Source organism: Pseudomonas sp. S06B 330 (assembly GCF_002845275.2).
Taxonomy (GTDB): domain Bacteria; phylum Pseudomonadota; class Gammaproteobacteria; order Pseudomonadales; family Pseudomonadaceae; genus Aquipseudomonas.
This window is the reverse complement of sequence record NZ_CP088149.1, coordinates 3,662,640-3,688,530: the sequence shown is the minus strand read 5'-3', so window position 1 is coordinate 3,688,530 and position 25,891 is coordinate 3,662,640. Positions and strand designations below refer to the sequence as shown.

General features: G+C 60.1%; 17 protein-coding genes. 11 read left to right on the top strand and 6 right to left on the bottom strand.

The genetic code is table 11. The features are described 5' to 3' along the window. Positions 1 to 84 precede the first annotated feature (84 nt). The 6 genes from CX511_RS16370 to CX511_RS16345 all read left to right on the top strand — a co-directional run bounded on the left by CX511_RS16370 (position 85) and on the right by CX511_RS16345 (position 5,946). The gene (locus CX511_RS16370) at positions 85 to 591 is read left to right on the top strand and encodes a MarR family winged helix-turn-helix transcriptional regulator (RefSeq protein WP_045183406.1); all 507 of its coding nucleotides are present in this window, start codon (positions 85 to 87) and stop codon (positions 589 to 591) included. Between the two features lie 25 nt (positions 592 to 616). Further along, positions 617 to 1,555: a LysR family transcriptional regulator gene (locus CX511_RS16365; protein WP_045183404.1), complete on the top strand. Its 939-nt coding sequence runs from the start codon at positions 617 to 619 to the stop codon at positions 1,553 to 1,555. Positions 1,556 to 1,680: 125 nt separating this feature from the next. Continuing rightward, entirely contained in the window at positions 1,681 to 2,613 is a 933-nt protein-coding gene (locus tag CX511_RS16360) for a TauD/TfdA family dioxygenase (protein WP_045183402.1), read from the top strand. Then, entirely contained in the window at positions 2,610 to 4,091 is a 1,482-nt protein-coding gene (locus CX511_RS16355; protein ID WP_045183400.1) for an AMP-binding protein, read from the top strand. Before CX511_RS16360 ends, CX511_RS16355 begins: the two co-directional genes overlap by 4 nt. 16 nt (positions 4,092 to 4,107) lie before the next feature. After that, positions 4,108 to 4,707 (top strand): thermostable hemolysin, encoded by a 600-nt coding sequence (locus CX511_RS16350; protein ID WP_045183398.1) that lies wholly within the window; start codon positions 4,108 to 4,110, stop codon positions 4,705 to 4,707. A 48-nt stretch (positions 4,708 to 4,755) separates the two neighbouring features. Continuing rightward, the gene (locus tag CX511_RS16345; RefSeq protein WP_101292695.1) at positions 4,756 to 5,946 is read left to right on the top strand and encodes a multidrug effflux MFS transporter; all 1,191 of its coding nucleotides are present in this window, start codon (positions 4,756 to 4,758) and stop codon (positions 5,944 to 5,946) included. Positions 5,947 to 6,000: 54 nt separating this feature from the next. Here CX511_RS16345 and CX511_RS16340 read toward each other — a convergent pair whose 3' ends face one another. Both CX511_RS16340 and CX511_RS16335 read right to left on the bottom strand, forming a co-directional pair. Then, positions 6,001 to 10,392, bottom strand: coding sequence for a response regulator (locus tag CX511_RS16340; RefSeq protein ID WP_101292697.1), 4,392 nt, complete (start codon positions 10,390 to 10,392; stop codon positions 6,001 to 6,003). A gap of 60 nt (positions 10,393 to 10,452) precedes the next feature. Further along, positions 10,453 to 11,592, bottom strand: a complete 1,140-nt coding sequence (locus CX511_RS16335; RefSeq protein WP_045183391.1) for an HD-GYP domain-containing protein — start codon at positions 11,590 to 11,592, stop codon at positions 10,453 to 10,455. A 266-nt stretch (positions 11,593 to 11,858) separates the two neighbouring features. Here CX511_RS16335 and CX511_RS25695 point away from each other — a divergent pair, with 266 nt between their 5' ends. Then, positions 11,859 to 11,999 (top strand): TetR family C-terminal domain-containing protein, encoded by a 141-nt coding sequence (locus CX511_RS25695; protein ID WP_425312586.1) that lies wholly within the window; start codon positions 11,859 to 11,861, stop codon positions 11,997 to 11,999. A gap of 26 nt (positions 12,000 to 12,025) precedes the next feature. Then, on the top strand, positions 12,026 to 12,232 hold the full coding sequence (locus CX511_RS16325; protein ID WP_045183389.1) for a DUF1289 domain-containing protein: 207 nt from the start codon (positions 12,026 to 12,028) through the stop codon (positions 12,230 to 12,232). 88 nt (positions 12,233 to 12,320) lie between these two features. Here the strand turns inward: CX511_RS16325 and CX511_RS16320 are convergent, their stop codons facing one another. From CX511_RS16320 to CX511_RS16310, 3 genes are all read right to left on the bottom strand, one after another. Next, positions 12,321 to 14,174 carry an ABC transporter ATP-binding protein gene (locus tag CX511_RS16320; RefSeq protein WP_101292699.1) on the bottom strand — a complete coding sequence of 618 codons (1,854 nt, stop codon included), beginning with the start codon at positions 14,172 to 14,174 and terminating at the stop codon, positions 12,321 to 12,323. A gap of 204 nt (positions 14,175 to 14,378) precedes the next feature. Next, positions 14,379 to 14,885, bottom strand: a complete 507-nt coding sequence (locus tag CX511_RS16315) for a Crp/Fnr family transcriptional regulator (RefSeq protein WP_231353314.1) — start codon at positions 14,883 to 14,885, stop codon at positions 14,379 to 14,381. Positions 14,886 to 15,174: 289 nt separating this feature from the next. After that, positions 15,175 to 15,918, bottom strand: a complete 744-nt coding sequence (locus CX511_RS16310) for a Crp/Fnr family transcriptional regulator (protein WP_045183385.1) — start codon at positions 15,916 to 15,918, stop codon at positions 15,175 to 15,177. A 180-nt stretch (positions 15,919 to 16,098) separates the two neighbouring features. Between CX511_RS16310 and CX511_RS16305 the strand changes: the two genes are divergently transcribed. Both CX511_RS16305 and CX511_RS16300 read left to right on the top strand, forming a co-directional pair. Beyond that, positions 16,099 to 16,284 (top strand): hypothetical protein, encoded by a 186-nt coding sequence (locus CX511_RS16305; protein ID WP_156156588.1) that lies wholly within the window; start codon positions 16,099 to 16,101, stop codon positions 16,282 to 16,284. A gap of 20 nt (positions 16,285 to 16,304) precedes the next feature. Further along, a complete protein-coding gene (locus CX511_RS16300) occupies positions 16,305 to 16,520 on the top strand; it encodes a hypothetical protein (RefSeq protein WP_045183383.1) in 216 nt (71 codons plus the stop codon). On the opposite strand, the gene CX511_RS16295 is transcribed toward CX511_RS16300, so the two are convergent. Then, positions 16,517 to 25,159, bottom strand: a complete 8,643-nt coding sequence (locus CX511_RS16295; RefSeq protein WP_101292701.1) for a glycoside hydrolase family 94 protein — start codon at positions 25,157 to 25,159, stop codon at positions 16,517 to 16,519. The genes CX511_RS16300 and CX511_RS16295 overlap by 4 nt on opposite strands. 155 nt (positions 25,160 to 25,314) lie before the next feature. Between CX511_RS16295 and CX511_RS16290 the strand changes: the two genes are divergently transcribed. After that, positions 25,315 to 25,875, top strand: a complete 561-nt coding sequence (locus CX511_RS16290; RefSeq protein WP_101292703.1) for a lipid-binding SYLF domain-containing protein — start codon at positions 25,315 to 25,317, stop codon at positions 25,873 to 25,875. Positions 25,876 to 25,891: the final 16 nt, after the last annotated feature.

Below are 25,891 nucleotides of genomic sequence, written 5' to 3'. Positions count from 1 at the left end.
CTTAACGTTAAGATTGTTTAAAGGCGCTTGGGTTGAGCAGGTGCATTGGCTAATACTGATTTCGGTCGAACGATGAGTGCAGCTATGAACGATCATGTCGATTTCGTCGTCGCGCAATGGGCGCAGGCGATGCCTTCCGTGGATGTCTCGTCCATGGAAATTTTTGGCCGTATGGCACGCATCCAGAAGCACCTCGAGCGCATTCGTGGGGAGGCGCTGACGCAATATGGGTTCAAGGAAGGCGAGTTCGATGTACTGGCCACCCTGCGACGGTCAGGAGCGCCTTACCGTCTGACGCCAACCGAGCTTTACCGCTCATTGCTGATTACTTCCGGAGCCATGACCAATCGATTGGCCAGGCTGGAAAGTGCAGGGATGGTCGAGCGCATTGCTGACAGCCTAGACAAGCGCAGCTCCCAAGTGGCGCTCACTGCTCAGGGTAAGGCGTTGATTGACAAGGCAGTTCTTACCCATACTGAGATCCAGGAACTGGTATTGACCCCCCTGGACGCAGAGCAACGCGTACTGTTCGCGCAATTGTTGAAGGCAATGCTCGCTCATCTTCCAGGAGAGGGTGCCCCCAGCCAATGAACTGGAAAACTCAGGAAGAATTTTCATGCTTCATAGCAATTACCTAAAGCAGCTGGATCTGCAAGACATCGTGGTTTTCCTCAATTTGCTGGAACTGCGCAGCGCCAAGCGTACTGCCGAGTTGATGAATGTCAGCCAGCCCACGGTCAGTTACTGCCTCAAGCGCCTGCGCGGATGTTTCGATGACACCCTGTTCTCGTCTTTGCAAGGTGTGCTCAAACCCACCACCAAAGCGGAAAAAATTGCGCCTTATCTGCGAGTGGTGGTCGAGTCGGTCAACCGTTGTGCGGAAGACGACAGCACCGTCTCCCCTCAGGCACTGCGTAAGATCTGGAAGCTGTGCGCTCCCGAGTATTTCGAGCTGTCCTTCCTGCCACAGGTGCTGGCAGTGCTTTCACGTACTCACGCCAACACCTCGCTGCACCTCGAACGCTTGAGCCGAGACCTGCCGGTGGACCGGCTGATCTCAGGTGATATAGACATTGCCATCGGCTTCGGTCCGGGTTACCACCAGATGCACCCTGAGCTGCAATGGCAACCGGTGCTCAACGATGACTTCGTATGCCTGACCAGCCAGGGTTCGCTGGCAAGTGACGGGGCTATGAGCCTGGACGAGTTCTGTGCTTCGCCACACGTGTTCCCCACGCCGTGGATATCCGAAAAGAACATGGTCGATAGCTGGCTGGACAAGGTTGGCCGGTCGCGCAACGTGCTGGTGCGGGCCAACGGTTATCAAGCCTGTGTGAACATCGTTGCCGCGGTGCCCTCGACAGTGGCCCTGCCTGCGCGCCTGCTGCCGCACCTGCGTATTGCGCCCGAGCTGAAGGTCTGCCAACCGCCTTTGGGCTTCCCAAGCTTTACCCTGGACATGATTTGGGCCCGAGACCGTAGCGATAGCAAGGATATTTCCAGTTTGCGCTCGCTCGTTGCGCAGGTGGCCGGGTCAATGTTGACGGAACGATGAATCCACCTTATTAAATTTTCTGCGGGCTTTTAGATTTCTTAAAACCAGCGACTTGTTCTTTTCACTTACTGTGAGGTCATCGGGTAGCGGTTCTACCTGACCCACAATTCATGGAGGAATGAGTCATGCTGGCGCAAGTACAATCAATGGTGTTTCCGTTCTATCGGCAACCTACACCGTGCTACGGCTTCGAATGTGTATATGCCGTTGACCGCGAGCTGCGGGTTTCCGACTCGGTAAGCAGTGCGACACTCTATGAAGACCTTGCCCACAGTGGCGCGGTTATTTATCGCGACTTTGCTAATACCCTGCAAGATTTCAATGAGTTCGTCAGTGCACATTCTTCGCGCGTCACCTTCGACCCTGCCCGCAAGGCAGCGACTTCGAACACCGCGGAAATCGAGGCCGGTGTGCATGAGATGGGTCTTCATCGTGAGAACGGCAATCTGCCGTTCAATCCCGATCTGCAGTGGTTCTACTGCCTGGAGCCTGCTGCCGTCGGCTCTGAAACGACAATGTGTGACGGCCAACGGGTGCTCTTCGACTTGTCGGCGAAAACCCGAAAGAGTTTCGAAAACCGCGATATCCGTTATGTTCGGCGCATCCCTTGGAGCAATGTAAAGCGTTTCCTCAGCATTGAACTGCAACTTCCCATTGATGAGGTTAGCGATGAACATCTGCAGTTCGTTAATGAGCAGGTGGAAGGCCAAACCTATCGCCGCATTGATCAAAATCTAATTTCGTCGGAGCTGATTATCTCCGCTGTTGAAACCAGTTGTTTTAGCGGCAGAAAAGCATTCTGTAATTCGATGCTTGGTCCAAGCGTCAACTATGAGCCGCCACTCATTACCTGGGCTGATGGCGAGGATATCGCGTTGGAAATCTGGGACGAGATCAAGGACGTCACAGCCCGCAATACCTATAGCCACTTTTGGCAGAAAGGCGACATCGTCGTTATCGACAATACCCGCGTCATGCATGGGCGCCGGCGGCTGGATGACACCTCACGGCGGATATTTGGTGCTCAGAGCTATCGCATTGGAGGTATTGGCCAATGATCAGCCAAAAGATGCAGGACTACCTGGCGGCAAACCCTGACCGCGTGGTGATCAAGGAAATGAACGGTCGTTCTTATACATTGCACGAGCTGCGTCGTGACGTGATGCGCCTGGCTTGTGCCCTTGAGGGGCGAATTGGCCGCTGCGAGCGCAAGGTGTTCGGCATTGCCATGCGCTCCTGCTACGAGTGGATCTATACCTTGTTGGCTATCCAGAAGGTCGGCGGGGTTTTGCTGCCGGTGCCCATCGAGTTTTCCGATGACCAGATTGGCAGCCTGCTGGGCAAGGCTGCGGCCGTGTTTGTCAGCGATGAGAAGACTGCCAGTCGCTTGCACGGCATTCTGCCGGATAAACCCTGCTTCATTCCCGGCCAGCTCATGAACCAAGGCATTGGTGATGAGTGGCGGCATGAGGACGAGCTCATTCCGGAGGGGATCGTTTCAATCATCCACACGTCCGGTACCACCTCCAAACCCAAGGGCGTGATGATTCGCGACGAGGCGGTCGGGCTGCTGGTGGACAATGTGATGAAGCGTTTGCCACAACAGCCGCTGCACTACTTTTCGATCGTACCCATGAGCCTGTTGATCGAGCAGGTGCTCGGTGTCTTCATCCCGATCCTCTCAGGGGGCTCTTTGACGCTGATGCCGGAAGGCATGACCGAGTATGGCGCGGCAAGTGGCAACGCGCGGCAGTACCTGGAGCTGATTGCCCCTAACCAGCCGAACTTCCTGTACCTGCCACCTAAGTTGCTGGAGGAGGCCAACCTGCTGCTTGAGCACTGCTCGGTGGAAGCACTGTTCGGGGCCCAACGACCACACATCATCACCGGTGGTGCAAAAATTCCGGTGAGTGTGCTGGAGGCTTTGGACGCGCAGGGTGTGCAGGTGTTCGAGGCCTATGGGCTGAGCGAAAACTCTTCAATCATCTCACTGAACTCACCGGCCGAGCGACGTATCGGTTCGGCGGGCAAGTTGCTCGACGGCATCGAACCCAAGCTGGTCGACGGCGAATTGCAGGTGCGCACGCCGACGCTGTGCGCGGGCTACTACAACGCCGACGATACCGCCTGCGATCTGTCCGACGGCTATCTGCATACAGGTGACATCGCCGAATTTCGTGACGGGTTCCTGTACATCACTGGCCGCAAGAAGCACGTGATCATCCTGTCCACGGCGCGCAACATTTCGCCCGAATGGGTCGAGAACGTCTACAAAGAGAGCCCGTTGGTCGATGACATGATCGTCATGGGTGAAGGCAAGGACGAACCCTGTGCCATCGTGCTGAGCACCGCTTGCGAAGACACGGTACGCCACGAGATGTCGCGCCTGGAACACCGGCTCGCCGACTTCGCCAGGGTCAGGCAGATCCGCATCATCGATGACATCGCCACCTTCCGTGACCAGTACTACACCGTCACCGGACGGCCGCGCAGGGCCGAGATCGAGGCCCATTTCATCGACCGGATGTACGCCTGAGGGCGAGAGGACAGCCATGTACATCGTACGCAATTTCTATAAAGGCCGCCCCGGCTACCGTTGTCTGCAGGAAGCGGTACGTGCTCACTACCTCAAGCACTATGACGCGACGCCGGAGCCCCAGCCCGATCTGTTCGTCTGCCTGACCGACTCGAATGGCGGTGCTCCGGGCTATGCCTGTGCCGGCATCAGCTACGGGGATTCGGGCAAGCTGTTCAGCGAGTACTACCTGGGTCAGGGTCTGGATGAGCGTTATGACCTCGAGCGGGCGCGGATTGCCGAGGTTGGCGCTTTTGCGTCATTCCGTAGCGGCAGCGGGGCAGGTAAGTATTTGCTCAACAACGTGATCAAGACGCTGGCACTGCGAAACTTCGGCCTGGTGGTCCTGACGGCAACCGAGCAAGTGCGCCAGTTGCTGATGCCGATCGTCGACAACCTTGAGGATCTTGGCGGTGCCGACTGCCGCAGGGTCAAGGACCCCAGTGTCAACTGGGGCACTTACTACGACCATGCGCCGCGGGTGGTGGCCTCGCGTTTGTCATCGCCCAGCACGTGGGCCAGTGGGCCCGCGCTTGCACTCACCCAGCCGCATTTCGCCAGCCAGGCATCTGCCTGACCACATCACGCTCCGGGCATAGCTGTGCCCGGAGCGCTGGAGGTAACTATGAACGCGAACAAGCGTTATGAGAATTTCATCGTCTTCCTGGCGCCACTGATCAACAGCGTCGGTGGTATCGCCATCGACCTGTATGCGCCCAGTCTTCCATCGATCGGCCACGAGCTGAGTGCCAGCCCGTCGCTCATGCAGAACACCATCACCATCACCTTGCTGTTCTATGCGCTCGGCCAGCTATTTTTCGGCGTCATGGCCGATGCCCGCGGTCGTAGACCAGCCGTGCTGATGGGCCTTACCGTGTTCCTGGGCGGCAGCCTGCTGGCAACAGTTGCCACCTCCATTGAAATGCTATTGCTGGCCCGCGCACTGCAGGGCTTTGCGATCGGCGCCTGCCAGGTGGTTGCCCGTGCTTTGCTGGTCGATATTGTCAAGGGCCCGCGCTTCTATGTCGCGATCATCTACCTGAGCCTTGCCTTTGGCCTCGGCCCCGTTATCGCGCCGTATGTTGGCGGGTTGATCGAGGTACACCTGGGGTGGCGTTACAACTTTGTCCTGTATACGGTGTATGCCTTGATCGTGATGGCATTCGTCTTCGCCGGGCTCAAGGAATCGCTGGCACCTTGTGCCCGGCGCAGCGCCCTGCAGACCGTGGGTGGCTACCGCTACATCCTTGCTGACGGGCGCTTCCGCTCTTCCGTTATCGTGCTCGGTTCGAGCTTCTCGGCGTTCCTGTTGTGGAACGTGTTTGGACCGCACATTGTCCAGGAACGCTTGGGCCACGATGCGCAGTACTTTGGCAGCACGGCGCTGGCTGTGGGCAGTTGCTATCTGGTGGGTACCCTGGTGAACCGCATGCTGATCCGACGGGTCCAGGCTGCTGCATTGATGTGGACGGGTATGCTGCTGTTCTTGCTCGGTATCGTAGCCATTGCTGTGATGCCAGCAGGGTTGAACCTGGTAAGCATCCTGGGTGGCATCATGCTCATCGCGTTCGGCCAAGGTTTCATCTTCTCCAACGCCATGGCCCGCTCCATGTCCCTGTTCCCCGACCGGGCAGGGGTGGCGGCGAGTCTGCAAGGCTGCCTGATGCTGATATTCGGGGCACTGGCCTCGGGCATCGTCAGTGCTCTGCCATTGGCCTCGAACCTGGCGATCTCCGGCGTGTTTCTGGTGCTCTGGCTGGTCGCGCTGTCGGGGATGCTGCCGGTGCGGGTGAAGCGTCAAGCATCGGTAGCCTGAAGGGCTATCCACTGATAGGGCTCGACGTTCCGGAGCTGCGCAGCAGCCCCGGAATCAGCCGTCCTGCAACAGCTCCAAGGCATGATCAAAGTCGAACCGCTCGACCTGTTCGGCGACCAGTGCCAGGCGCTTGGCCAAGGCCCGATCGAGTGACAGGTTGCGCAGCTCGGCAAGCGCCTCCATGGCCGCGGTGTCGCTTTCGGCCAACAGCACTTTGAGCCTGTTCAAGTGCTCACTCAACTCGGGCACCTCCTGCAGGCGCTCGTCTATCGATGCCGGCGCATTTACCGTCAGACCGGACAACGCCGCCAGGCTCGGCAATAGGCATCGCTCGACCTCTGCCGCCAAGGCCTGCACCTGCGTAGCGGGTTCGCCGTTCTGGCAGGCTTGCTCCAGCACGGCGGCAGCTTGCGCCACGGCCTTGGCGCCGATGTTGGCGGCGGTGCCGCGCAGGCTGTGAGCCATCCGCTCGGCCGCGCCAGCATCCGGGTCGCTCTGTGCGGCCCGGAACTGCTCGGCAAAGCCTGCCTGAGTGTCGCGAAACTTACACAGCAGGCGCAGATAGAGGTCCTGCCGGCCCATGCAGGTAGCCAGGCCGGCAACCTTGTCAATGCCCTCAAGATGATCCGGCAACCGCTTTGCCGGGCCTACCGCTGGCGATGCTGGAACGGCTGGAACGGCGGCCTGCGGCGTGATCCATTTGGCCAGTGTGGCGAACATGTCATCGACATTGAGTGGCTTGGAGATATGGTCGTTCATGCCACTGCTCAGGGCCCGTTCACGATCACCGTCCATGGCGTTGGCGGTCATGGCGATCACCGGCAACGCCGTAAAGCGCGGCTGCTGACGAATTCGCTGGGTGGCGGTGTAACCGTCCATCACCGGCATTTGGCAGTCCATCAACACGCCGTCGAAGTTGCCATCCTCGGCGAGGATGTCGAGAGCCTCCTGGCCGTGCCAGGCCAGCCGCAGAGCTATGCCGACACTCTCCAGCAGTTCGCAGGCCAGCTCCTGATTGAGCTCGTTGTCTTCCACCAACAGCAGCCGAGCCCCCCTAAGGCTGGCGACAGTGTTGGCACTCTGATGAGAACGTTCGCTGGCCCGCGTATCGCCCTGCGGCCATCTACCCAGCACCACGCCAATGGCTTCGAGCAATGAAGACGGGGTCACTGGCTTGGTCAGCACCACCGGCAACTGGATGCCCTGGCGCTCGGCTTCCTCGCGCGCCTCCTCGCGGCCAAACGCAGTGACCATGATCACCGACGGTGTATGCGTCAGGTGGGCGGAATGCATTCTGCTCACTGCCTCCATGCCATCCATGCCGGGCATCCGCCAGTCCATCAGTACCAGATCGTAGGGCAGCGCGTTTTGCTCGGCATCGGCCAGCAGGCGCAAGGCCTGGCTGCCGTTTTGCGCACCATCCACCTCCAGGCCGAAGCTGAGCGCCATGCCCGACAGGATCTGGCGGGCACTGGCGTTATCGTCCACTACCAGTACCCTTATACCAAGCAGTTCGTCGGCCTTGAACATCCGACGCGGCTGAACGCCTTGCTGCACGCCGAGGCTTACATGGAAATGGAACGTGGAGCCCACCCCTGGCTCGCTCTCCACCCAAATGTGGCCGTCCATCAACTCCACCAACTTCTTCGAAATGGACAATCCCAGCCCGGTGCCGCCGTACTTGCGCGTGGTCGAGCTGTCGGCCTGACTGAACGACTGAAACAGGCGCGAACACTGCTCGGCGGTCATGCCAATGCCGGTGTCGCGCACCCAGAAATGCAGCTGAACGCGCTCCTCACGGGTGGCCACTGCTTCCACCCCGACCACAATCTCGCCACGTTCGGTGAACTTGGCAGCGTTGTTGCCCAGGTTAATCAGCACCTGGCCCAGGCGCAGAGGATCGCCGAGCAGTGCAGTGGGTAATTCAGGCGGGGTCTGGAACAACAGCTCCAGGCCTTTGTCCTCAGTCTTTAGGCCGACCATGGCGGCGAAATTATCGAGGACGTCTTCAAGGCGGAAGGGGATTTGCTCAAGGCTCATCCTGCCAGCCTCGATCTTGGAGAAGTCGAGGATGTCGTTGATGATCCCCAAGAGGTTCTCCGCCGAGCGGTGAACCTTTTCAATGTAGTTGCGCTGGCGCGTATCCAGTTCGGTACGCAGCGCCAGGTGGCTCATGCCGATGATGGCGTTCATTGGCGTGCGGATCTCGTGGCTCATGTTGGCGAGGAACTCGCTCTTGGCTTGGGTGGCCGCCTCAGCTGCCGCCCGAGCCTGTGCCAGTGCCGTCACGTCGATGTTGATGCCGGTTGCGCGTAAAGGCTTGCCGTCAGGTGTGCGTGAGAAGCGGTTGAGCGATTTGAACGTGCGTACACGGCCATCATCTTGGCGCACAATTCGGAAGTCGAACTCGACGCGATCACTGCCGCTTTCGACGGCACGCTCGAACGTGCTGCTGGCACGGGCCACGTCATCAGGGTGCACCAGTGCCTGCCAGTGCTCCAGCGAGCCACCGAATTCGCCAGGAGCAAGCCCGAACATCGATTCCAGCTGGGGCGTCCAATAGTTTTTGCCGCTGATCAGATCGACGTCGAACAGACCAATATCGCCAGCTTCCTGCGCCAGGTTCAGACGATCGCTGGCCGTACGCAGCTTGGCTTCCATTGCCCTGCGTTCCGTCACGTCGCGCACCGAGGCACACACGCAAGCGCCACGCCCCTCCAGGCGGGGCAGATGGGACAGGCCAATTTCCACGCAGAACAGGCTGCCGTCCTTACGGACGCCACGCAGGTCATCCAGATTGGCCCCCATCTGGCGAGTGCCTTCACTGGCAATAAACCCGTCGCGTAGTGGGGCATGCCGTTCGCGCGCAGCCTGGGGCACCAGTCGCTCGATGTCGGCACCGATCAGTTCGCCGGGGGCGTAGCCAAACAGGGCGTCCATCTGTGGATTGGTCATCAGAATGTGGCCGTCGTCCCCCAGCACCAGCATGCCGTCTGGTGCCGCTTCAATAATGCCGCGGTACCACGCTTCGGTGGCGCGCAAGGCCACCTGCTGGGCCTCCAGCGCCTGGGCCTGGTGTTCCAGTTGCTGGGTCTGGGCCCCCATCTCGTCAGCCTGGCGGCGAGTCTCCTGCAGCAGCGCTTGAGCCGCTTCACTGCGCTCCATGATGGCCATGGCACCGGCCAGCCTGGGCAGCACTTCTTGCAGCAGCAATGCTTCGTGCTCTTGCAGCGTGTGAAAGCCGGCCATTTCCAGAACACCCAGCAATCGATCGCCTCGCAATACGGGCTGCACCAGCAAATGGCTGGCGCAGGCCTCACCCAACTGTGCGCGTACACGCCAGAACGGTTCAGGCAAGTCGTTGAGTTGTCGCGGTTGGTGATCCAGTGCGCATTGGCCCAGCAGCCCTTCACCGAGTTCGAGCTCCGCGCGCAGTGGATGCTCACTGTCTACCGCATAACCACCGAGCAATTGCAGGCGCGGCGCGCCCTCATACAGGGCGTACAACGCCCCCTGGTACACCCCCAACTGGGGCGCGATGCGGCAAAAGAACGCTTGGGCCAACTGCTGCGGCGTCTCTGCCTGTTGCAGGTCCACTTGCAGGAGTGAGGCATGGGCTTTGACCCAACGTTGACGTTCAAGTTGACACGCCTCCAGTTGCAGCGTGGCGATGGCACGGGCCAGGTCGCCGGTTTCGTTGTGCAGGTCGGTGTGAGGGATCCGACTGTCCAGCTTGCCGGCAGCCAGCTCGTCAACCGCGGCACGTACCCGGTTCAGCGGCACGCGGATGGAGCGGCTAACCAACCAGGCCAGCAGCAGGGCCAGTGTCGAGCCGCCCAGCAGCAAGACATAAGTAATCGTGCTGCTGCGCTGCGCATAGTCGGCCAGATTTTTCGCCGTATCGTGGATATCGGCTTCTTTGTTATTTTCTATCAGGATGAGCAACGCGTCGCTTTCCTGCTCCAATGCCAGGAATTCCTCACTGTTGAGTAGGGTCAGGGCCTGGCCCAGGGCGCCCTTGCCGGCCAGCTCCAGCGCTTGCTCGCCATTTTTTCGCAGGCGCTGCAACAGCACATCGAACGCAGCTAAACGGGTCACGCTACTCTGACGCCGTAGCGTCGGCCTAACCTGCGCCAGCGCTTCGAGCAAACGCGTCTGGGCGGCTTCCATCTGCGCCCGGGCGCTTATGCGGGTGTTCGCGTTGCTGGTGGCCACTGCACGTTGCAGTGCCTGCGTCAGACGCGGCAACTGCACCCGCAGCTCCTGCATATGCTGAATACCGACCAGATCCTGCTGGTACAGCTGCTGCATTTCGGATCTCAGCGAGTACTGGGTGCGCAGGCTTTGCACGCCCAGCAGCAGGATCAACGCCAGCAACGCAGCGAAACCGATGATCAATTTACTGCCCAGGGACAGGCGCTCGAGCAGATCGAACAGTCTGTTCATGTATCGCCTCGTTTAGCGGTTATGCGCAGTGATGTGAAGGGCTCAGGGCTCTTCAGGAACCTACTCAAGTGCAGTCGATGGTGGGTCCACGTCCTGGTCAGCGTCAGTGAACCGCGCGGCAATGTCCCGGAACCGCTCGGCATTGGCCACAAAGGCGTCACAGATATCGGGGTCGAAATGCGAGCCGCGGCCTTCGCGGATAATCTCCATCGCCTGCGCGTGGGACATGCCGGGCTTGTAGACGCGACGGCTGATCAGTGCATCGTAGACATCCGCCACGGCCATCAACCGGGCGCTGATGGGGATGGCGTCACCCGCCAAGCCTTGCGGATAGCCACTGCCATCCCACTTTTCCTGGTGGCTGTAAGCGATTTCCTTGGCCAGACGAAGGAAGTCGACGTCTATCCCCAGTTGGTCTTCGGCATGCTGAATGGCGTCGCGCCCCAACGTCGTGTGGGTTTTCATGATCTCGAACTCCTCTGGGGTGAACCGTCCGGCCTTGAGGAGGATGCGATCGGGGATGCCGACCTTGCCGATATCGTGCAGCGGTGCTGACTTGAACAGCAGCTTGATGGTTTGCTCATCGAGGAAGTGACGAAAGCGTGGGTGCTCGCGCAGCAGCTCGGCGAGCAGATTGATGTAGTGCTGGGTTCGGCGAATGTGGTTGCCGGTTTCGTTGTCACGGGTTTCGGCCAGCGACGCCATGGCGTGGATGGTGACGTCCTGGATGGCGGCGACCTCGCGGGTGCGGCGCTGCACCTCCTGTTCCAGAAAGGCATTTTTGTCGCGTAGGAAGTCGGCAGCGGCCTTGATCTTGAGCTGCGTCTCGACCCTGGCCATGAGCACCGGGGGGATGATCGGCTTGGTGATGTAGTCTGCAGCGCCCAGGCCCAAGCCGTGAATCTCGTCTTCGGCGCCAGCCATGGCGGTCAGGAAAATGATCGGAATGTGACGTGTGCGGGGGCCACGCTTGAGCTGCTCGGCCACCTCGTAACCGGACAGACCTGGCATCATGATATCCAGCAGGATCAGGTCCGGAAGCGGGTCACCTTGAAGGAGACGCAACGCTTTATCGCCGCTGTTGGCCGCCTTGACCCGGTACTTGTCCTTGAGCAAGTCGGCAATCAACATCAGGTTGTCGGGGGTGTCGTCGACCACCAGAACGGTGGCTGATGGATGAACATCCTGCCTGTTATCCATAGATGTTGGCTCTCTTGCCTGGTCAGTAAGGAGAGGCCGCGTCGACGCTATGCCATGCCCTTGGTGACTAGCGTAGCTAGAAAAATCTGCAATCGCCGACGGTTTTACATACGTTGCGTATGATAAGGGGCTTTTGTTCATCGTTACTGGCCATTGTGTTGCGCGATGCCAGGGCCGTGCCAGGGGGGGCGGTTCGCCAGATGCGCAACGCCACTGTGTGGCGTCGATGCAGTTGCTGATTCACAACCTGATACAGCAGGGCATCCCTGATCTGTGGCAGCCTGGCTGAAGCGGCGTTGTGGATCGCAGAAGGGGAGGATGGCAATGCGCGGCTGGCACAGAGTGTTGCCGCGTTGGAGTTGCTGCTGCGTGAAACCTTGGTCAAACGCCACGATGAACAAGCATGAGCATCAATACCTGGTAAGGAGCCCCCATGGCCAAAGACATCGACAATCCCTGCGTTTCACTTTGCCAGCTCAACAGTGAGCTGTGTGTCAGCTGTGGCCGAAGCCGGGACGAAATCCGCAAATGGCGAGGGATGAAGCGCCCTGAGAAGATGGCGACCGTGCAGCGGGCGGCTACGCGGTTGAAGGCTATCGTCAAGAAAAATGCGAAGCGCCAGGCTGGGCAGGAACCTTAGCTCGCCGCGCCTGAAGCGTACGCGGGAGAGCACAACGGGAGCGGGGGCCGTGCTGGGTGATTGGCACACCAGCAACGGCCGTTCAGGGCTACTCCGTGGCCTCAGCCACCCCCTGATCCTCGCCGAGGAACCCACCGCTCTGATGGTGCCAAAGCCCTGCGTAGGTGCCGTTTTTGCGCAGCAGCTCGGCATGGGTACCTTGTTCGATGATGCGCCCGTCATCCATGACAATCAGCCGATCCATGGCCGCGATTGTTGACAGTCGATGGGCGATTGCGATGACGGTCTTGCCCTCCATCATTTCATCGAGACTTTCCTGGATGGCCACTTCGACTTCCGAATCCAGGGCGCTAGTGGCCTCGTCAAGTAACAGGATCGGGGCGTTCTTGAGCATCACCCGGGCGATGGCGATGCGCTGGCGCTGGCCACCCGAAAGTTTGATACCGCGCTCACCCACCAGGGTGTCATAGCCGCTATGGCCTTGCCGATCGCTCAGTTGACTGATGAAACCGTCGGCTTGGGCATTCGCCGCGGCGGTGCGGATCTGTGAGTCGGTCGCGTCCGGGCGGCCGTAGGCGATGTTGTCGCGAATGGAACGGTGCAGCAGAGAGGTATCCTGAGTGACCATGCCGATGGCGCTGCGCAGGCTGTCCTGCGTCACTTGAGCGATGTTTTGACCGTCGATACGAATCTCACCACCGTCCACGTCGTAGAAACGCAGCAGCAGGTTGATCAGCGTGGATTTACCGGCGCCGGAACGACCCACCAGGCCGATTTTTTCGCCCGGGCGGATGTGCAGGCTCAGGCCGTTGAGTACTTGGCGCTCACCGTTGTAGTTGAACGCGACATTGTCGAAGGTCACCGCACCGCCGGTGGGCACCAACACATCGGCGTTCGGGGCATCCTGCACCTTGGGGCCACGGGTCAAAGTCGCCATGCCATCCTGCACCGTGCCGATGTTTTCGAACAGCGAAGTCATTTGCCACATGATCCAATGCGACATGCCATTGATACGCAACGCCATGGCGGTAATCGCCGCGACGGCCCCGGTGCCGACTTCGCCCTGATGCCACAGCCACAGGGCATAGCCGCCGGCGCCCATGATCAGCGCGACCACCAGCGCCTGGTTGACGATCTCGAACTGGCTGACCAAGCGCATCTGGCGAAAGCCGGTAAGCTTGAAATCCTCCATCGCCGCGCGTGCGAAGTGGGCCTCGCGTTTGGAGTGCGAGAACAGTTTCACGGTGGTGATGTTGGTGTAGGCGTCCGAGATGCGCCCGGTCATCGACGACCGCGCATGGGCCTGTTCCTGCCCGACTTGCCCCAAGCGTGGCACAAAGTACAGCATGGCCAGACCGAACAATACGATCCAGGCAATAAAAGGCAGCATCAGTTTCAGGGCAAAACCGCCGGCCAGTGCAATGATCGCGATGAAATAAACCCCGATTCCGGGGGCGATCTCGATGACGGTGAACAGGACCTCGCGCACGGCGAGTGCCGTCTGCATCACCTTGGTCGTCACCCGGCCGGAGAACTCATCGGAAAAGAATGAAAGGCTTTGCCGCAGCATCAGGCGATGGAAGTCCCAGCGCAGCCGCAGCGGCAGATTGATCGCCAATACCTGGTGCTGCACCATGGTGCGCAGTGCTACCAAGCCGATGCTGGTGATCAGTACGATGCCGATCCCCCATAGCACTCGACTTTCCTGCGCCTGCGCATCGCTGCCAGCCTGCCAGGTGGAGAGCAGGTCCACGACTTGCCCAAGAAAGGAAAACAACCACGCTTCGTAAATCGACACACTGGCACTGAGCAGCGCAAACGCAAGGATATAGCCGCGGGCGCCTCGGGTGCAGGCCCAGAGGAACCGCACCAGGCCAACAGGTGGTGGCGGTGCTTCATCGGGTGGGAAAGGGTCGAGTCTTCGTTCAAACACACGAAGCATTGTGGCCTCCGAAAGGATCAAGTTAAGGCAATTCTGCCATTTAACGATTGCTTTGAGGCTTTTGCTGTTCAGGGGGTGGCACGGAAGGGGTGTGTTTGCTCTGGGAGCGCAAAGCGTGAGTGTCGAAGCAGCAGGCCTCTGTTGGGTCACAAGCGCTTGTTTGAAAAGTAGTTTTCGGTGTGCCCAAACGATCAGTGATCGATTTCACATCGACGAAGCGCTGTAGCACAAGCACGAAACGGCCTCCAACCCCTTGCGGTCGACAATGGTGATCTCACCTCTTGAGTATTGAATTAGCCCCTGATGCTGTAGCAACCCGGCAGCTAGTGTCACCCCGCTGCGACGTACCCCCAACATGTTTGCCAAACATTCATGGGTGAAGTGGAAGTGGTCGCAATGGACTCGGTCGTGGGTCATCAACAACCAGCGCGCCAAGCGCTGTTCAATGTCGTGAAAATGAATGCACGCCGCCGACTGGGCTAACTGCGTGACCTGCAGATAAAAAAAGTGATTGAGGGCGTTGCGTAGCTCGGGAATCTCGATCAGCGCGGCTTGCAACTGCACACGGCTCAGGTGCAGGCAACTGCCGCTACTATGGACCGATGCCTGCATCGGAGCGGTCGACACACCCAGGACCAGGCTGGCACCCAGCATACCTTCGTTGCCAACAAGGCTCATCTCCAGAGGGTGGTGGTCAGGTAGGGTCGCCATCAGGCAGATGACAGCGCTGAGTGGGAAGTAGGCGTGTTCAATTGTGTGCCCTGACTCATACAGCACCGTACCGGGCAATAGATCAATGCAGTCGCCTTGAGCGCTGATCCTGTCGCGATCCGTTGGTGATAAACGCAGAAGTAATTGGTTTTCTATCGTGTTAGGCCGGTTGACTGACACGTGCAATTCCTGAGGCACCGAGAATAGTGGACAGGGTGACGACCGGTACCTTGCCGCCCTATGCAATAGTGTGAGGGCTGCATGGTCAGGAGTCTGTTCGCTAGAGCACCTAGCTGGCCAGTCCGCCAGAGGGAGGGCATGGGGGTAAATAGGGCAGCAGACGCTCGGTTTCCTTCTTCACCACGGCGTAGCATTCGCAACTGAGCTGTTCCAGGCGGTCCCTGTCCAGCACCTTGATATGCCCGCGACTGTATTCGATGACACCCAGGCGCTGCAGCTTGCCAGCAGCGTCGGTTACCCCTTCGCGGCGAACCCCCAGCATGTTGGCGATCAGTTCCTGGGTCATGCAAAGTTGATCACCTTGCAGACGGTCCAACGACAACAGCAACCAACGGCACAGTTGCTGGTCGATGGAGTGATGACGGTTGCAGACGGCCGTCTGCGCCATTTGCGTGATCAGTGCCTGGGTGTAGCGCAACATCAACAGCAGCAGCTCGCCATGGCGATTGAATTCGTCTTTGAGACGTTGCCCCGGCAAGCGGTAGGCATACCCGGCACTTTGAACAATTGCACGACTTGGCGTGCTTTCACCGCCCATAAACACTGCGATGCCGATCAGCCCCTCATTGCCTACCACGGAAATCTCCGCTGAAGCACCGTTCTCCATGACATACAGCAGAGAGACGATGGAGTCGGTGGGAAAGTAGACGTGGCGCAAGGCATCGCCGGATTCGTAGAGCACTTTTCCCAAGGGCAGGGGCGCCAGCTCTAAGTGCGGTTGCAAGCGCTCCAGCGCTGGCAGGGAGAGCGCTGCCAGCAGGTGGTTGTGGCGCGGCTCGGGTGCAGCAGGCATATTCACCACCCTGCGAGATTCAGTTGGCTGATACCCCAAGACTACTCCAATGCCGGTGGTGGCGTTATCGCGCCGGACGGATCGCTGCGCTAAGCGGTCTGGCGCACCGACTCGCAGGCGCCGATCCACGATGATCCAGAGGAAACGCACGCTTTATTGCGGCGAACTCCGGAGATCACCATGAACAGATACAACGATCCGAACCGGGTCCTGGGGCCAGGCAAACCCCTTGCCCGCCACCCTCAATCCCTGCCCATTCCCGGCGAGTATGTATTCAATCGCGGACAATCCGCCAATGAGCCGCTGCCTTCCACTCAGAGTGGTAACGAACCCCCTCGCCGCGAGCGGCCACGGCCACGGCTATGAATCATGATTGGGACACGCCTATGAACCCGTTCTATTTCGTCATCGCTCGGGACACCGGCAATGTGATTCGGGTGATCCAGCGCGACAGCCGCCCGGTCAACACCCGCACGCTGATCCACCGTAGCGCATCAATAAGGCACCGTGACCGTTATGCGGACTTCTTTGCCACCGGAAGGAATCTTATCCACGCCTCCCAGGTGCTGGAGGACTTCAACAACAGCGAACTTCAGACCTAAGGCACCGGTACAACGCATCCCTGATATCGGGCAATGACGCGATGTTGTTGGCCATCATCGTGCAACTGCAGCAATGGCTCGGTGAGCATTACCCCATCAAGGCTCAACTTCAATTCGTCGCCTGCACCGTTGATCACCTCAATGTGATAGTACGTAGTACCGAAGCGGTAGTGGAGGGTGTAACCAGGCCAGTCAGCCGGCAACAGCGGCAGGAGGCGCAAGGTATCGCCAGTACGCTGTAGTCCCAGCAGGTCCTCCACGATCAGTCGGTACATCCAGCCTGCCGAACCCGTGTACCAACTCCAACCTCCTCGCCCGGCATGGGGTGGTACCGCATAGACATCGGCGGCCATCACGTAGGGCTCGACCCTATAGGTGTCGATCAAACCTTCAGCGCCCTGGCGAACCGGGTTGATCAGGCGCAGCAGTTCCCAGGCCTTGGCCCTGTCGCCCAGACGGGCGAAAGCCATGCTGGCCCACACCGCAGCGTGGCTGTATTGCCCGCCGTTCTCGCGCACACCCGGTACATACCCCTTGATATAGCCAGGCTCGAGCGCGCCATTGTCGAAGGGCGGATCCAGCAGTTGCACAATGCCAATATCGCGACGTACCAGGTACCGATCCACGGCGCTCATGGCCATGCGGCTGCGTTGCAAAGGGGCGGCCTGGGACAGCACCGCCCAGCTCTGGGCAATGGAGTCGATCCGGCATTCCTCGTTGCTCGCTGAGCCCAGCAGCTGACCATCATCGAACCAGGCACGGCGGTACCAGCCTCCATCCCAGGCATGTGCTTCAAGGTTGGCGGCCAGGGTCACTGCCTGCCGGGTGCAGTGCAATGCGAATTCACTATCACCGTGGCGCTCGGCGGTACCGGCGAATTGCTGGAGCACCTCGATGCCGAAGAACCCCAGCCAGACTGATTCGCCTTGTCCCTGTTCACCCACCCGATTCATGCCGTCGTTCCAGTCGCCACTGCCGATCAGCGGCACGCCATGGCGCCCGCATTTGAGCCCCTGGCGCAAGGCGCGCTGACAATGGTGATAGAGGCTCTCAACCAACGGCGAACGGCCGGGCAAGTCGTAGTAAGACTCCTCCGCGGCATTCAGCAGGCGGCCTTCGAGATAACCGACCTGTTCGTCCAGTACGCTGCTGTCGCCGGTAATCTGCAGGTACCGGCTGGTGGCCAGCGGCAGCCACAGCAGGTCATCGGAGCAGCGGGTGCGCACCCCGCGCTGCAGCGGTGGATGCCACCAGTGCTGCACGTCGCCTTCGGCATATTGATGGGCGGCGCACACCAGTAAGTGCTGACGTGCACCTGCCGGATCGGCGTAGAGCATGGCCATGCTGTCTTGCAACTGGTCGCGAAAGCCGATGGCGCCACCTGATTGATAGAAGCCACTGCGCGCCTGAAAGCGGCAGGCAATCACTTGGTACATCAACCAGCCATTGGTGAGGACGTCCAGCGCTGGCTCCGGGGTTTCGATGCGCACGCTATCCAGCGTATGGCGCCAGTACGCTCGCACCCGTTCCAATTCCACGGTTGCTGCTCGCAGTCCGCGATATTGCTGGACACGGCGGGTGGCTGCGGTGGCGTCTTGTTCGGCGCCTAAACGGAACACCACGTCACGGCTTTCGCCATCGTCCAGTGTCAGGCTGACCTGCAGGGCTGCACAGGGGTCCAGCCCTCCACCTGTGCGGCCGGACAGCCGCGCCCGGCTCAAGGCGGCGGGTGACTGCAACGTGCCGTTGCGTCCCAGGAACTCACTGCGGTCGCAGGTGATACTGCGGTATGGCAAATCACTGTCGAGAAACGCCACTCGCTCGGAAAACTCGATGGAATAGGCATTGCGTGCGAACAGCGCACCGCTGAAGGGGTCCGCTTCACTGACCACATGCATGGCCGACTTGCTGCGCAGGTCGCCCAGCACCCATTCCACAAAGCAGGTTGCCGACAGCCGCCGTATGCGTCCGCTGGTGTTAGTCACCTTGAGCCGGGAGAATTTGACCGGCGCGTCCAGCGCGACAAAAACCCACAGCTCGCAGCTCAAACCGTCATCGACATACTCGAAGACACTATAGCCAAAGCCGTGACGGGTGCGATAAGTGCCTGGGCCCGGGCAGGGTTGCGGGGTGGGTGACCAATATTGACCGCTGTCCTCGTCGCGCAGGTACAAGGCTTCGCCACTGGGATCGCTTACCGGGTCGTTGTGCCAGGGCGTGAGTCGGAATTCATGCGCATTTTCACTCCACGTGTAGGCACTGCCAGCCTCCGACACGATGCTGCCGAACTGGGGATTGGCCAGAACATTGATCCACGGTGCTGGCGTCGGCCGACCGGACACCAGCGGCATGATGTACTCGCTGCCATCGGCACTGAAACCGCCATAGGGGTTGGCGAGTTTCAGCGTCGGTTGGCGCTCTTGTTTGGGCGTTGCTTTGGGTGGCGCACTGAAGGAAGGGGTGGGTTTGAACGCCGCCAGTAAGTGTTCGGCACGGTGCCGGTGCAATTGTTCGGAAAGGCTGCCGTGGCCGTCGCTTAGCACCAGCCGCGCAGCCGCGAGCATCAAGGTCCGGTCCTCGCTGGACAGCTGCTGTGCCGGGCGTACGAACAGACCGCCGGGGCGGTCGAGCAGGGCGGCTTCGCTGCCAGAGGTCACCACGCCCATGATCAGCTCCTGCAGCTGCTGGCGGTAGCCGGCCTGGTCTTCGTTCCAGATCACCAGATCGACCACCAGACCTTTTTGCCGCCAGTAGGCATGGGCATTGACCATCTGCTTAACCAACTGGATGTTGCCAGGATCGCTGATTTGCACCAGCACAATCGGCAGATCGCCAGAAATCGCCTGGCCCCAGAGACCGGACTGATTACGCCGGTTGCTGGCCAGCAGGGTACTGTTGGCCCGCAGGGTGGCGTTGGCGTAAATCAGCGAGGCGGCCATCTGCTCGAACAGTCGCGCATCGGTCAACGATCCGTTGAGCTGACGCAGCAGCACCTGGCTATGGGTCCAGGCCAGGTCGAAGACCCGATCGGCCAGATGACGGTCGCGGTACTTGGCAATCTGTTGCAGGCAGGCTTCACGGCTGCTGGCTACGCCGGTGACCAAGTCGATGGTCGCCGTTTGTCCAGGCTCCAGGCTGATACGACAACGGATCGAGACGATCGGGTCGAGAACCGCACCGGCGCTGCCACTGAGTTGTACATGCTCTGGTGCCAAGGCCGCCGGGGCGACCAGGGTACGGCCCCGGCCGATGAACCGGGCGCGATCGGTTTCATAGGAAATGGTATCAATGTCGACACCATGGGCTGCCAGCAGATGACACATCCACGGCGCGGGCTCCTGCTGCGAACGCGGGCGGCGGCTGCACATGATCGCTTGCAGCGCGGGTAGCAGTTCGGTCTGTACAAAGAGCTTGCTGAAGGCCGGGTGCAGTGCGTCGCTGATGGCTGGCGCCAGTACCACCTCGGCGTAACTGGTCAGCTCCAGCGTGCGGCGAGTACCTGCATGATTGGTCAGATGCAGGCGGCGCAGCTCGATGTCGTCTTCAGGAGATACGACAATCTCAGTGTGGCAATCGAAGTCATGCTCACGCACCTTGAACTCTGCCCGGGCATCACTAAAGATTGCTTCCTGGCTCTTAGGCTTGTGCAGGGTCGGCTGATGGGCGGTAGACCAATAGACACCGCTGGCCACGTCGCGCAAGTAACAGAATATTCCCAGGTTGTCACTGGCGATATCCTCACGCCAACGCGTCACGGCCAGGTCATTGCAACGGCTGTAACCACCGCCTGCGCTGTTGACCATTACATGGTAGCGGCCATTGGACAGTAATTGCACGGCCGGGTGCCGTCGATCCGGCTCGCTGAAGACTCGCAAACGGGTCTCGTTGGCTTTCACTGTCTCATCTGTTGGTGGTGCCTGGGACGCGTGCAGGTATTGTGCAGCCGTTTTTGGCACCCGCTCCTGCAGCAACAGAACACTGGCCTGAAACTGCGGGTCGGATTCGAAGCGGCGCTGCATCGGCCTGTCCAACAGCAGTGAGGTAAGGGCGAGGAAGCTCATGCCCTGATGATGCGCCATGAACGAGCGCACGATCACCGCGCTTTGTCCCGGTGGCAACCGTGCTTCGCTGTAATCGACTGCCTCATAAAGCCCGAAGCGTCCGCTCAAGCCTTGAGCGGCCAAGCGCTGTAGGTTATGGCAGGCGGCAGTCGGTGCCACCATCAAGGCCAACGCGCTGGCGTAAGGAGCCACCACCCGGTCTTCTCCCAGGCCGCGTTTAAGGCCCAGACCCGGCACGCCAAAGGCACTGTACTGATAATTGAAATGGGCATCGAGGGCGTTATAGGCCGACTCAGACACGCCCCACACAATATCTAACTGATTGCCGTAATCGATCTGCCGGGTAACGGCGGCCTGGCAGGTCTGATCGAGTAGGGTGCCTTCGTAGCTGGGCATCACCAACATGGGCATCAGGTACTCAAACATCGAGCCTGACCAGGACAGCAGCACCGGCACCCCAGCATTGCTGGTGAGCAAGCGGCCGAGGGCAAACCAGCTGTCCTGGGGCACTTGGCCCTGAGCGATCAGCACAAAGTTGGTCAGGCGCATCTCTGAGGCGAGTAAGTCATAGAAGGCGGCATCGAGGCGATGCTCGTCGGCGTTGTAGCCAATCACGAAGAGATCGCGCTGGGCGTCATACAGGAACCTGAAGTCCATCTGCGCAATCACTGCAATCTGGCTGGCCAGGCGCGAGCAGGTAGCCATACGATTCTGGGCCAGTGCTTTGACTGCGGCGACAGCAGGCTGGTCGGCCGGGGGCCACTCGCAGAGCTCCAGTTGCGCCAACTGCCGCCAGCTCTGGGGCGTATTCAGGACAGGATCACCGCCAGGTGGCAGCGCAAAGCGCAGGACTTCAGCTTGCAGATCCAGACTCTGCGCATGCAGGGCCTGGCGCCAGAAATCGGCTTCGCTGTTCGCTTCGGTGGCAGTGGAGCCTGGGCTGGACAGAGCAATAACACGCTGCAGCAGGTTGAGTAACTGCGAGGTGCGATCCGGCGAGAGGGTTGGCAGTTGCTGCAGTTGCAAGGTGTCGTCGTACAAGGATTGCGCCTCGCTACCGTTAGAGCCTTCGTCTTCTAGGGCGTGCAGCCATACGTCCAGCGCATCCAGAAGTCCTCGCGTCAGTCGTATGTCGAGTAAGGGGCTGTCGGCCAGTGTCAGCAGCCCAGGCTTCAACGTCAGGAGTAGGGCCACCAGGTTCCCACTGTCCACGGTCGAGACGTACAAGGGCGACAGGGGCTTAAGGGTCTGGGTGTCGTACCAGTTGTAAAAGTGGCCTTGGTAACGTTCAAGGCGGCTCATGCTGTCGAGCATCAGCGTAAGGCGCTCAAGCAATCGCCCCGCACTGAGGTAGCCGAAATCCTGTGCGGCCAGGTGTGAGAGTAACGCCATGCCCATGTTGGTCGGTGAAGTACGGTGGGCGACGTTGGCATAGGGCGCCTCCTGGATGTTGTCGGGCGGTAGCCAGTGATCGTCGGGGCCCAGGTACTGATCGAAAAAGGCCCAGGTGCGGCGAGCCAGGCGACGCAAAAAGGCGAGGTCTGCAGTTGAAGGGTTGAAGGCGGCGCCAGTGCTTGTTTGACTGAGCCACCAGGCCAGTGCCGGGCTGGCCAGCCATAGCAGCAGAACCGGCGAGGCGAGGAGCAGCAATAGGGGGGTGACCGACAGCAGACCTACCAGTAACAGCGCAAGCGCCGGCGCGATCCACAGGCTCCGATACAAACCGTACAGGTCGTTGACACTGGTGCGCTCCACGTCGCGCGACGGGCTCCATTGCAGCAACCGCCGTTTACTGACAGCCATGCGCCAGAGGGTTCGGGCTACCGCATCCAGGCTGTAATAGGCTTCGAAGGGCAACCATGCCAGGGAAAGGCCGGCGCGAAGAAAGTGCAGGCTCGAACTGCGCAATGCCGCCGCAAGGTGCTGGTGCAGGGGTACCTCAAGGGTTCTAGCGCGCAGCTCCAGCACGGAACTCAGTAGCGGCTGGAATAGTAACAGCACGAGCACCGCCAGCATCCACAGGACCGGTGCCGATGACGCCAGCCAGCCCCACAGCAGCACCGATAGGAAGGCCGCCGGCTCAAGGCTCCGGCGCAAGTTGTCAAAGATTTTCCAGCGCGAAAGCGCGCTGAGCCGCTGGCATGCCAGTCCGTCAGCCGCAGGTGAGGTCCACGGCAGCAGCCAAAGTAGCAACTGCCAGTCGCCGCGTATCCAGCGGTGGCGGCGCTTGACGTCTGCGCTGTAATGCGCCGGATATTCCTCGAACAGTTCGACATCGCTGAGCAGTCCGCAACGGGCGTAACAGCCCTCGATCAGGTCATGACTGAGAATGCGGTTTTCGGCAAAACACCCGTCCAGGGCCTGTTCAAACGCGTCCACGCTGTAGATGCCCTTGCCAATGAACGAGCCCTGCAGAAACAGGTCCTGATAAACGTCAGAAACCGCACGGGTGTAGGGGTCGACGCCGGCATCACTGCCGAATAGCCGGGCATAGGCCGAGCGCGAGGCGCTGGGCAGGCTGATGCCCACCCGCGGCTGCAAAATGGCGTAGCCTGCGCTGATACGCCCTGTCTGCGGATTGACACGAGGGCGGTTCAACGGGTGTTGCAAAGCGCCGATGAACTGTCGCGCCGCATCACGAGGCAACTGCGTATCGGTGTCCAAGGTAATCACGTATTGAACGTCGCGCAGTTTGCTGACATCCCCGACGATCAGCATAAAGCGATCCTGGCCCTTGCCTCGTAGCAAGGCATTGAGCTCGGCGAGCTTGCCGCGCTTGCGCTCGTAGCCCATCCACACCTGCTCCGCAGCGTTCCAGCGTCTTGGGCGATGCAACAGGAAAAACCGTTCGGCCCCGGCGGCCGGGTATTTATGGTTCAAGGCTTCGACCCGCTCGGCAGCCAACTGCAGTAAAGCGTCATCCTCGGGTAGCGCCGCCTGCGAAGCGTCCATGAAATCACTGAGGAGCGCGAAGTGCAGGTGCGCGTCGCGGTTGGCCAGAAAACGTACCTCCAGCCCCTCGACCAGTTCCTCGACATCACGGGCGCTGGCCATCAGGCAAGGGATCGCAACCAGGCTGCGGGCTTGGGCAGGGATCCCTTGGCGATAGTCCAAGCGCGGCAAAAAGCAGGGCACTACAGTCAGTGTCACCAGCCAGTTGACCAGGCCAATTGCCAGGCGGCTGGTCATCAACAGGATGGGTACGGCGAGCCCTGCCAGCACTGGCGTGGACCAGCCATCATCGTAGATCGCCCGGAGGAAGACTCCAGCAAAGATCAACGAGAGCAGCACCACTGGGCCCAAGTAGAAACTCAGGGGCGCTTTGCGCAACAGCCGTTGCCAGCGTTCGCCAAGCGGCACGGTGGCCGCCAAGCGTTGTTCGAGCAGCGCCAGCCCCGGCCCGATCAGGTAGAAACCTACATGATCTGCTGGTGCCTCCAGAGCGGCGGCGGGGGCACCGGCCAGTTCGATGGCGATTTTGGCAATGCCCGCTTCGTTGTGCGCGCAGTGGCGTGCCAGACGTTCGACGACATGGCGATAATGATCGCGGCTGGCAAAGTCCATGAGCGGATAGACCGCTGCCGGGTCCTGGCTGAGGATCCGTTCGACATGGCTCAAGCGTTCGACGAACTCCCGCCAATCGCTGGTCGACAGCATGCGCAGACTACCGATGCTGTTGCTGATCGATACCTGGTCCGCCGCCTGCTGCTGCGCATCAAGCTGCACCTGACGTTCGATACTGAGCCCGGACTCGGCGAGCATCTGCTCGACCCACGCCAGCGGCTGGCTGAGAGTGGCACTCTGCCCCTGAAGGCGCCTGGCCAGTTCGGCGACGAAACCAGCCGTCATCGGTGGTTTGGAGCGGGCCATGTCAGCGACCACCAAGACCACATTCTTGACGTCGCGCTCAGCGATTTCGCTCAGTCGATCGGCCCAGTCGTTGGCCAGGTTGCGGTCGCCCCAGTTGGCCATGACCCGCGCGGCGACGCGCCGCAGGTTCTCGATCAGTGCCAGGCGCAACATGATCGGAATCGCCCACAGTTCACCCAGGGTCAGTGGGGTCACGGTCTGATAACACTCGACGAAGCGGCTCAGGCTCTCGCCGTCGACGCGGCCATCACCATGGGCGATGGTCTCCAGGGCAATGTCATAGACGCGCGGCAAATTGCTGGACGGGCCATTGGCCAAGCGGGGCAGCTCGCGGCTGTAGCCGGCCGGCAAATGCGTCTTAGCAATGCGGATGTGCGCTTCGACCAGGTAGTAGTTGTCCAGTAACCATTCTGCCGCGGGTGTCACCCTTCCTGAGGTGGGCAGGGCCGTGGCGAACGCGGCACACGTGGTGGCGAGGGTGGACTCGTTGTCCGCCAAGCGGGCGAGCAGGGTATCGGCGGCAGACAACGGACTGAGCCGGTGCTGGCTGGCCAGGTAGGTCCCATGCTCGGCCATCTGTTCGGCGCTGAACAACTCTGAACGCAGTAGGCTTTCGTACTCAAACCTGCGGGGTTTAGGGGGCCAGCGACGTAGGATGGACGATAGCCGTTTAAGCGATGCAAGTGCGCGTGGCCAAGGGTTATCCATAGTGTCCTTGCTGAACGAGGTCGGGCTGGAAAGTCAGTTTGCCGATGCCCGACGCCGGGGTCTGTTCGGTAGCGAACAGACTCGTTACACCTTTGGCCTCACTCTAGAACCTGTCATTCACAGTCAGCCGGCAGGCACCGGTGTCGGAGTGCGTCATGAAACAGTTACTGAGGCCCTTTCTTGCCATCGCACTGATGGCTCTTTCACTGTTGGTCGTGGGGCTGCAAAACACAGCCAGTGCCGCCACTGCAGATGATCTGAACAAGGACGCTCGTCAGGCTTTGCAGATTCTCTACAAGGCCTATCCGTTGGCCGAAAACATGTCACGCAGCGCTAAAGCCGTGCTGGTTTTCCCCAAGGTCATCAAGGCCGGACTGGTGTTTGGTGGCAGCTATGGGGAAGGGGTCTTGTACAAGGGCAAGAACGTGGCGGGCTATTACAACTCGGTTACAGGTTCCTGGGGATTGCAAGCCGGGGCCCAGTCCTATGCGTATGCAGTGTTTTTGATGACCGATAACGCCCTGAAGTATGTTCAAGACAGCAAAGGCTGGGAGGTTGGTGTTGGCCCGACGGTGGTGCTGGTGGACCACGGCGTAGCGAAGAACCTTTCGAGCTCGACGATGAAGCAGGACGCCTATGCCTTTGTTTTCGACCAGCAAGGGCTGATGGCCGGGATCAGTATCGAAGGTACTAAGATATCGTTGATAAAACGGTAAATTTTCCAGATAGAGG

Coding starts and splice junctions, on each gene's coding strand:
- CX511_RS16370 (WP_045183406.1), top strand. CDS start 85: ATGAACGATCATGTCGATTTCGTCGTCGCGCAATGGGCGCAGGCGATG.
- CX511_RS16365 (WP_045183404.1), top strand. CDS start 617: ATGCTTCATAGCAATTACCTAAAGCAGCTGGATCTGCAAGACATCGTG.
- CX511_RS16360 (WP_045183402.1), top strand. CDS start 1,681: ATGCTGGCGCAAGTACAATCAATGGTGTTTCCGTTCTATCGGCAACCT.
- CX511_RS16355 (WP_045183400.1), top strand. CDS start 2,610: ATGATCAGCCAAAAGATGCAGGACTACCTGGCGGCAAACCCTGACCGC.
- CX511_RS16350 (WP_045183398.1), top strand. CDS start 4,108: ATGTACATCGTACGCAATTTCTATAAAGGCCGCCCCGGCTACCGTTGT.
- CX511_RS16345 (WP_101292695.1), top strand. CDS start 4,756: ATGAACGCGAACAAGCGTTATGAGAATTTCATCGTCTTCCTGGCGCCA.
- CX511_RS16340 (WP_101292697.1), bottom strand. CDS start 10,392: ATGAACAGACTGTTCGATCTGCTCGAGCGCCTGTCCCTGGGCAGTAAA.
- CX511_RS16335 (WP_045183391.1), bottom strand. CDS start 11,592: ATGGATAACAGGCAGGATGTTCATCCATCAGCCACCGTTCTGGTGGTC.
- CX511_RS16325 (WP_045183389.1), top strand. CDS start 12,026: ATGGCCAAAGACATCGACAATCCCTGCGTTTCACTTTGCCAGCTCAAC.
- CX511_RS16320 (WP_101292699.1), bottom strand. CDS start 14,174: ATGCTTCGTGTGTTTGAACGAAGACTCGACCCTTTCCCACCCGATGAA.
- CX511_RS16315 (WP_231353314.1), bottom strand. CDS start 14,885: ATGGCGACCCTACCTGACCACCACCCTCTGGAGATGAGCCTTGTTGGC.
- CX511_RS16310 (WP_045183385.1), bottom strand. CDS start 15,918: ATGCCTGCTGCACCCGAGCCGCGCCACAACCACCTGCTGGCAGCGCTC.
- CX511_RS16305 (WP_156156588.1), top strand. CDS start 16,099: ATGAACAGATACAACGATCCGAACCGGGTCCTGGGGCCAGGCAAACCC.
- CX511_RS16300 (WP_045183383.1), top strand. CDS start 16,305: ATGAACCCGTTCTATTTCGTCATCGCTCGGGACACCGGCAATGTGATT.
- CX511_RS16295 (WP_101292701.1), bottom strand. CDS start 25,159: ATGGATAACCCTTGGCCACGCGCACTTGCATCGCTTAAACGGCTATCG.
- CX511_RS16290 (WP_101292703.1), top strand. CDS start 25,315: ATGAAACAGTTACTGAGGCCCTTTCTTGCCATCGCACTGATGGCTCTT.